The organism is Fibrobacter sp. UWR4, from assembly GCF_003149045.1.
GTDB lineage: Bacteria > Fibrobacterota > Fibrobacteria > Fibrobacterales > Fibrobacteraceae > Fibrobacter.
This window is the reverse complement of sequence record NZ_QGDU01000012.1, coordinates 89,020-96,975: the sequence shown is the minus strand read 5'-3', so window position 1 is coordinate 96,975 and position 7,956 is coordinate 89,020. Positions and strand designations below refer to the sequence as shown.

The following is a 7,956-nucleotide window of genomic DNA, read 5'->3' as shown; positions in this document are numbered from 1 at the left end:
GAACAATCGGCCGAGAAAACGACTTGGATTTCTCACCCCATTAGAGTATATTTCTAGGCAAGTTAAACAAATTTACTTGGCGACTTAAATTCGCCTTGTAAAAAACGGAGGTTTCATGTCGTCAGAAATCAGAGTCTATAAGGGCCACTACGCCAGTGGTACGGCTGTAGCCTGCGTCGATAGGCCCAACGATTTGCCTCTCTATGTATTGGCTTTTGTGGCGACGCTGTTTTAAGTGATGCTTCGGGGTTTTTAAAGGGCTTTAGGAGCGAGGGGGCTGCTGCCCCCTTTTTGTTTTTTCTATTTGGCAAGCTACGCTTGCATTTAGTACGGCTCAATCATGCCATTTCACGCAAGCGTGAATGTCACGATGTTCGCCTTTTGCTAAATTTCGCCTCGTATTTAATAGGGGGCTGTATGCCCCGAGGTAAACAATGGCAAAGTTATTCCGCGAAGTACAAAAGGAAGAAACCTTCCCGCAGATCGAAGAGCGCGTGCTCGGATTGTGGGATAAGGATGATAGCTTTAAGAAGTCTCTGGACAGCCGTCCGGAAACTGCACCCTATACTTTCTACGATGGCCCTCCGTTTGCAACTGGCCTTCCGCACTATGGTCACTTGCTGGCTGGTACCATCAAGGATATCGTTCCCCGTTACTGGACCATGAAGGGCAAGAAGGTTCCCCGCGGTTTCGGTTGGGACTGCCACGGTCTGCCTATTGAATCTCTGGTGCAGAACGAACTGGGTCTGGCTGGCGTTGCCGAAATCCAGAACCTGGGCGTAGATAAGTTTAACGAAACCTGCCGTAGCAAGGTTCTGAAGTACACCGGTGAATGGCGCAAGACTGTTCGTCGCATGGGCCGCTGGGTGGACTTCGACAAGGGCTACAAGACCATGGACAAGAACTTCATGGAATCTGTGTGGTGGGTGTTCAAGCAGTGCTTCGACAAGGGCCTCATCTATCAGGGCTACCGCATCCAGCCGTACAGCCCGGCTCTTGCAACTCCGCTTTCCAACTTCGAAACCAACCAGGGCTATAAGGACCGTCAGGACCCGTCCTTGACTCTTATCTTCCCGCTGGTTTCCGACGACGCTAAGTTTGCTGGTTCCAACATCCTGGTTTGGACCACCACTCCTTGGACTCTTCCTTCCAACTTCGCTATTGCAGTGAAGGCTGACGCCGAATACGTTTGCGTAGAGCAGGACGGCAAGAAGTTCTGGGTCATGGGTACCCGCGCTGGCGCTTACTTCAAGCAGCCCAACATCGTGGACAAGTGCATGGGCTCTGACCTTGCTGGCCTCAAGTACGAAGCTTTGTTCCACATTAGCGACGCTTACGCCACCGCAGAAGAACTGGCCAAGCGTTACACAATTTATGTTGCCGATTTCGTTAGCGACGAAGACGGTGCCGGTGCTGTGCATATCGCTCCTTCCTTCGGTGAAGAAGACTTCCAGCTGGGCGCATCTCTCGGCCTGGGTCTTTTCGACCCGCTGGATACCGAAGGCAAATTCACCGACAAGGTCCCCATGTGGAAGGGCCTGGGTGCAAAGGAAGCCGACAAGAGCATTATCGCCTACCTCAAGGAACAGGGCCGCGTGTTCAAGCACGAAACCTTCGTTCATAGCTACCCCCACTGCTGGCGTACCGGCGTGCCTCTGCTGTACCGCGCCCTCAAGACCTGGTTCTTGAAGATTGATGGCGAAGTCACCAACGCAGAAGGTGTCACCAAGACTTTGAAGGAATGGATGGTCGAAAACAACCAGACCGTGAACTGGGTTCCCGACCACATCAAGAGCGGCCGCTTTGGTAAGTGGATTGCCAACGCCCGCGACTGGAACCTTTCCCGTAATCGTTTCTGGGGTACCCCGATTCCTGTATGGATTGCTGACGATGGCGAAATGATCGCTGTGGGCTCCATCAAGGAATTGGCTGACCTCACTGGCGAAACTCTGGAAGACCTCCACAAGCACTTTGTAGATAAGATTGTCATCAAGAAGGATGGCAAGGAATTCAAGCGTACTCCGGAAGTGTTTGACTGCTGGTTCGAATCTGGCTCCATGCCTTATGCTAGCCGCCACTATCCGTTTGAAAACAAGGAACTGGTTGAAAAGAGCTTCCCGGCTGACTTCATTGCCGAAGGCCTTGACCAGACCCGCGGTTGGTTCTACACCTTGACCGTTCTTTCTAACGCTCTGTTCCAGAAGCCTGCCTTCAAGAACGTGATCGTGAACGGTATCATCTTGGCCGAAGACGGTTCCAAAATGTCCAAGTCCAAGAAGAACTATCCGGACCCCAACGAACTTATCGAACGTACTGGCGCCGACGCCATCCGCCTGTTCCTCATTAACTCTGCTGCACTGAAGGCTGAAGACCTGCGCTTCTCCGAAGAAGGTGTGAAGGGCATCGTGAAGCAGGTAATGCTCCCGCTGTGGAACGCCGTTAGCTTCTTCGTTTCTAACCACAACGCCGACGCCGCCAAGGGCCAGCTGAACTGGAATCCGGGTGAAGTGGTGAAGTCCGAAAACGAACTGGACCGCTGGATGCTTGCAACCTTGCAGGATCTGGCCGCTAAGGTCGAAGTGGAAATGAAGGCTTACCGTTTGTACAACGTGGTGCCTGCAATCATCGCCGCTGTGGATGACCTGACCAACTGGTACGTTCGTCGTAGCCGCCGCCGTTTCTGGAAGTCTGAAAACGATGGCGACAAGAATGCAGCTTACGCAACCATGTACAAGGTGCTGGTGGACTTCAGCAAGATTCTTGCTCCGTTCCTCCCGCTCCTGGCCGAAGAAATCTACCAGATTCTCGTTCGCGAAGTGGATGCCAACGCACCTGTTAGCGTTCACCTCTGCGAATTCCCCAGCGCTGACGAATCCCTGAAGGACGAAGCTCTGGTGCAGCGTATCGCAATGGTTCGCGGCATGGTGGAAATGGGTCGTGCCATCCGCGCTACGAACAACGTAAAGAACCGTATGCCGATTGCTTCCATGACTGTGGTGCCGCACGGTGCCGTAGAAAAGGGAGTGGCCGAAACCATGAAGGACCTCATCCTCGAAGAACTGAACGTTCGCGAAATGAAGTTCCTGGAAGACGAAACTGTTCTCGTGAAGCTTACCGCAAAGCCCAACTTCCTGGGCATCAAGGCCAAGGGCCCTGAATACGCCAAGAACATGAAGGTCATCTCTGCAAAGCTCAACAGCCTGAGCGCTGACGAAATCAAGGCTCTGCAGGGTGGTGAAACCATCAAGTTCGAATTCGGCGAAGTGGGTGCAGACGGCCTCATGATCCAGCGCATTGTGCCGGAAGGCCTTGCCGTGGATGCAGACAGCCACTTTACCGTTGCTCTGGACTTGAACGTCACCGATGACCTGCGCCGCGCTTGCGTCGCCCGCGAACTGGTGAACCGCATCCAGAACCGCCGTAAGGAACAGAACTACACTATCACCGACAAGATCGAAGTGACCTTGTTCTCTGAAAGCGACATGTTCAAGCAGGCTGTTGCTGAAAACGAAGCATATATTGCTGGCGAAACTCAAGCAACTGCAATCAAGTGGGCTGCTTCCGCTGATGGCCTCGAAGCCAACGACGCTGACGGCGAAGCTTTTGCTTTCACTACGGTAAAAGCCTAACAAGGCGAACGTCGCGGACATGCTTGCATGTCCATGACTGAGCCGCATAGGCTAGGCGCGAAGCGCCCTGGCTTAATCGTTTTTCTGGAGGGGCAACGCCCCGATAGAATCCATTTTACAAGGTCCCCGAAGTTAAACGCTTCGAGGATTTTTTTTTGCTATTGACAAATATCATAAAATAAGATATAATTTTATGATATGAGTTTTAAAGAAAAAAAAGAAATTGGCTTGCTGAAAGATGTGGCTGCTGCTTACAATGGGGTTGTGCTTTCCTCAAAATCCGAGTCTGTGGGAGTTTCGCGGGCCCAGTTATCATCCTTGTGCAAGTTAGGCGAGCTAGTCCGAGTTGCGCAAGGGCAGTATGTTTTGCCAGATGCAATTCCAGATGAAATCTTCATGATTTCGTCTCGTTCAGATAATTTGATTATTTCTCACGAAACGGCCCTTTTCTTGCACGGCTTCTCGGAACGGACTCCTTTTGAACATTCAATAACAGTTCCCTTTGGACATGCGCCGTCATTGTCTCTGAAAAATGCCTGCAAGGTATTCACCTGCAAGCCAGAACTATTTGATTTGGGAGTGACGGAGGTGAAAACTCCTTTTGGTAATACCGTTCGCTGCTATGACCTGGAAAAAACAATTTGTGATTTGATCAAGAACAGATCCCGCGTAAGCAACGAACTGTTGCTTACTGCAATTAAAAGATATGCTGCATGGGACGGCAAGGACTTAAATAAGCTTGCAGAATATGCGAAGAAACTTAGGGTTTCCAAAATTCTGAAAACTTACCTGGAGGTGCTGCTTTGAAAAAAAAAATCCCCGATGCCGGTGTAAGGCGTCGGGGAGGGGTGTTTATTTAAAGACATGCGGAATACGGAAATGATTTTATTGGCTTTCAAAAGATTTTTTAACATTTCCTTTGTAAGAATGTCTTCTTCACCCTTATAAAAAACAGTTATTTGCCAATTCTCATCTTTCAACACCGGTAAATAGTAATAATCGCCTGTAAGAATAGAGCACTGCTTATAACAGTCCTTCAGTGCGTTGATTTTTGATTTGTATTCCACTGAGTTAAATTGGACTTTATTTGATACGTTGACGCTCTTGACTTCGAAAAGGTGGTTAGAACCTTTCTTGTCTCTCATAATAAAGTCTGGATATGAAGAATGAATTCCATTCAGGTAGTATTTAAATTTAATTTCTGAGTTTTGAAGGTAGTTCTTCCCCCAAACATTTGATTGGAAAAGAGACCTCTTTTACTAACCCATTTTCATCTTTTGTCAAAAAAATCTACAGCAACGAAATCTTAAGGCTCAAACAGGCCTTAGGGTTCGGAATTATGAGTCTTCTTTGAAAAGTAAATAAACAACTTATTAACATATTTTCCTTGTTTTTAATAAAAAACCACAATATGTAACATAAAAACTTGATTATAACATTTCAAAATGTTACATTTGATAGTGAATGTTATAATGAGTATTTAGATATGGCTTTTTTCTTCTTTTTTGACAATGAGAACATATGCGATTTTGTAAAGAGCATTTTCCTTGAAAATGGTTTTGACTGCAATGTGAGTGCAGCTGTTCAACCCAAGGGCTTGCCTTTGTACATGGTGAAAAATCGTGGCTTCTTTAATGCTTGCGTAGAGGGAGTCCGTTTTGTTGTTGTCGCTGTCCTTGGCGAAGAGTCCTTTGATGCAGAAGCTTTGGCAAGGCAGATTAAAAAGTACGAACAAGTTTTGACGAGACCTGTGGCATTTCTTTTTAGGAATTCTTCTAATGCGCAGCGTAAATCGTTGATTCAAGAGCGAGTTCCGTTCATTGCGCCGACATCCCTGATTTACCTTCCGTTTTTGGGAGTGGCTCTGCAAAACCAGAACCGTGCTGCAGGTGTGCGTAACAAAGATGATCATGACCTTCCTAAAAAAATGACACCTCAGGGGCAGCTGCTTTTTTTGTACATGTTGTACAAAGTGAAAGACTCTTATGTGACCAAGGCGCGAGCCGCTCAGGAAACAGGTTTAAATGCAATGGCAGTATCCAGGTATTCTCGGGAATTGGAAAAACTTGGGCTGGTGCGATTGCAGGAGAATGGCCGGTCTATTCTGATGACTTGCTCGGACAATGGAACGAGTCTGGTTGAAAAAGCAAAACCCTATTTGATAAATCCCATAAAAAAGCGAATCATTGTAACAAAGGATAACTTGAAGGAAACATTCCCGAAGGCTGGTGAGTCGGCTCTTTCTGCAAAGACTATGTTGACCGCGCCGCGTATTGATGCGTATGCCTGTCAAAAAAAAGATTTATCCCCAAATGTCATTGATTACACTGCTGGTTTGAGATGGTTCAGCAAATTGGAACTGATTGAAGTACAGATATGGAGTTACAATCCCTCGCTGTTTGCCGTAGATGGCGTTGTCGATCCCCTTTCTTTGTATATGTCACTGAAAGAATTTAAGGATGAACGAGTGGTTGGATGCCTTGAAAAAATGATGGAGACCGTACAATGGTAAATGGCCTTGAAAAGTTCCGTGAAAAATTCGAAAAATTTAACGACGAATATGTCGTCATCGGTGGGACCGCTTGCTCTATCCTGATGGAAGACGCCGGATTGAAGTTTCGCTTAACGAAAGATGTCGATATGGTGTTGATTGTTGATGCCCAAAGGTATGTTGAATTTGGAAAAACTTTTTGGGATTTTATTAAAGAAGGCCAATATACATGTGGCGAGCAGAAAAGAGCGAAAACGTGCTTCTATCGATTTACCGATCCTCAAGTCGGATATCCTTCAATGATAGAATTGCTCTCAAAAAGCACAGATCCTTTAGTTATTCCGGGAGGTGTTAGGCGTGTTTCCGTAGCGGAAGATGTATCCAGTTTATCTGCGATTATTCTTGACGAAAACTATTACAATCTTTTAAGCGAAGGCTGTGATGTTTTGAATGGCATTAGAGTTCTTAAGCCGGAGTATTTGATTCTGTATAAAATGAAGGCAAGGATGAACTTGAAAGAATCAAAAGAAAAAGGTGAACGCGTCAATACAGATGACTACAGGAAGCATAAGAACGATGTGTTTAGACTTCTTCCGTTGTTATCGGCGGATTTGAGAATCACCTTGCCTGAAAAAATCCAGCATGATGTAGAAACCTTCTTGGATTCCATGAAAGAAGAAGTCATTGATTCTCAAATTTTAGGTGACGGCATGACCAAGGAAGATGCCTTGGATATGCTGCGAAAGATTTTTTCTGACAATCCACAAAATGCATGATTTGTGGGCTTTGGATGTGAATGGGCTTGAAAATGAAAAATCCCCGATGCCAGTGTAGGGCGTCGGGGGGGGTGTTTTAGATTATTTAAAGGCATGCGGAATACGGAAGCGATTTTATGTAATCTTCCATAAATTGCCAATCAGGTTCGTAGATGGGTTTGCCGGATTCGTCTTTTTCTCCGGTGTTGATGGCGGGGAGTTTGATTCGGCTTTTCTTCATCAAATCTAAGTCCCACTTACGTCCATAATTAAAACGGTATTTCTCTCGATGAATGATTGTCGTAACAAAAAGGGCTGTGTAGCAGTTTATTCGTGCAGAATATAATACGTTTACATCATCAGTCGCCCAAAAAGGATTTTTTTGATAGAACGCCTCAGCAATAGAGCCGTTGTAAGAAACTGATATCGTATTGCCGTCATGTAGGTGCTCGTTGTTTGAAATTAAAGCTGATACACCATTGTTAGAATCAATTGCCCCAATATAAGGAATTTGACCATCTTCCATATCGGCTTTGGTAAGACGCTTACCTTTCTTTATTTCGAAAATAGAGCCGAGTTCAAACCATTGCCAAACATCAATTTGCAACGAGAGCTGCTTTTCAAGAAGAGGCGTCTTACAAAAAGGATTTGCTATAGGTTTCTTTTTTATTTCTATGGGAATTTCTTCTCGAGATGGAACCAACAAAGAGTTAAATGTGTAATTTGCTTCTCGTCCAAAAGTTGAAAAACGAAATCTATTAGCTTCAATACATTGACAATAAAACAGTTTCTCTGCCAAATTCATTTCGTCAATCGGCACTAAAACTTTCACATTTTGCCCAGTGTAGAAATCCTCTTGCTGAACAAATGAAGAAAGGACGCTTCCGCCCATGGCTACTGTAATAGAGCCAGCTTTAAAAGGTTCCTTCTTATCAACTTTTTGAATTCTTGCGGAAACACCACAATTAGAATTGCTTCGATTGACAAAATTAAAACCTTGATTTTTACCACAAATTTCGCACTTGTTCAAATCAAGCTGCGAACCATAACAAATATTGAAAATTTCGTCTAGCCGTTTCAT

At 45.8% G+C, this 7,956-nt stretch carries 6 protein-coding genes; 4 read left to right on the top strand and 2 right to left on the bottom strand.

The features are described 5' to 3' along the window. Positions 1–434 precede the first annotated feature (434 nt). Together ileS and BGX12_RS06725 are read left to right on the top strand one after the other, a co-directional pair. Entirely contained in the window at positions 435–3,629 is a 3,195-nt protein-coding gene (ileS, locus tag BGX12_RS06730) for an isoleucine--tRNA ligase (protein WP_109735318.1), read from the top strand. Between the two features lie 198 nt (positions 3,630–3,827). Further along, positions 3,828–4,436, top strand: coding sequence for a hypothetical protein (locus BGX12_RS06725; protein WP_109735317.1), 609 nt, complete (start codon positions 3,828–3,830; stop codon positions 4,434–4,436). On the opposite strand, the gene BGX12_RS06720 is transcribed toward BGX12_RS06725, so the two are convergent. Next, positions 4,415–4,774 (bottom strand): hypothetical protein, encoded by a 360-nt coding sequence (locus BGX12_RS06720; protein ID WP_109735316.1) that lies wholly within the window; start codon positions 4,772–4,774, stop codon positions 4,415–4,417. The two genes, BGX12_RS06725 and BGX12_RS06720, sit on opposite strands and share 22 nt — an antisense overlap. A gap of 341 nt (positions 4,775–5,115) precedes the next feature. Between BGX12_RS06720 and BGX12_RS06715 the strand changes: the two genes are divergently transcribed. Continuing rightward, the gene (locus tag BGX12_RS06715) at positions 5,116–6,141 is read left to right on the top strand and encodes a MarR family transcriptional regulator (protein WP_146196274.1); all 1,026 of its coding nucleotides are present in this window, start codon (positions 5,116–5,118) and stop codon (positions 6,139–6,141) included. Beyond that, positions 6,135–6,896, top strand: a complete 762-nt coding sequence (locus BGX12_RS06710; RefSeq protein ID WP_109735314.1) for a hypothetical protein — start codon at positions 6,135–6,137, stop codon at positions 6,894–6,896. The genes BGX12_RS06715 and BGX12_RS06710 overlap by 7 nt, the downstream gene beginning before the upstream one ends. A gap of 85 nt (positions 6,897–6,981) precedes the next feature. Here the strand turns inward: BGX12_RS06710 and BGX12_RS06705 are convergent, their stop codons facing one another. After that, positions 6,982–7,956 carry a restriction endonuclease subunit S gene (locus BGX12_RS06705; protein ID WP_158278187.1) on the bottom strand — a complete coding sequence of 325 codons (975 nt, stop codon included), beginning with the start codon at positions 7,954–7,956 and terminating at the stop codon, positions 6,982–6,984.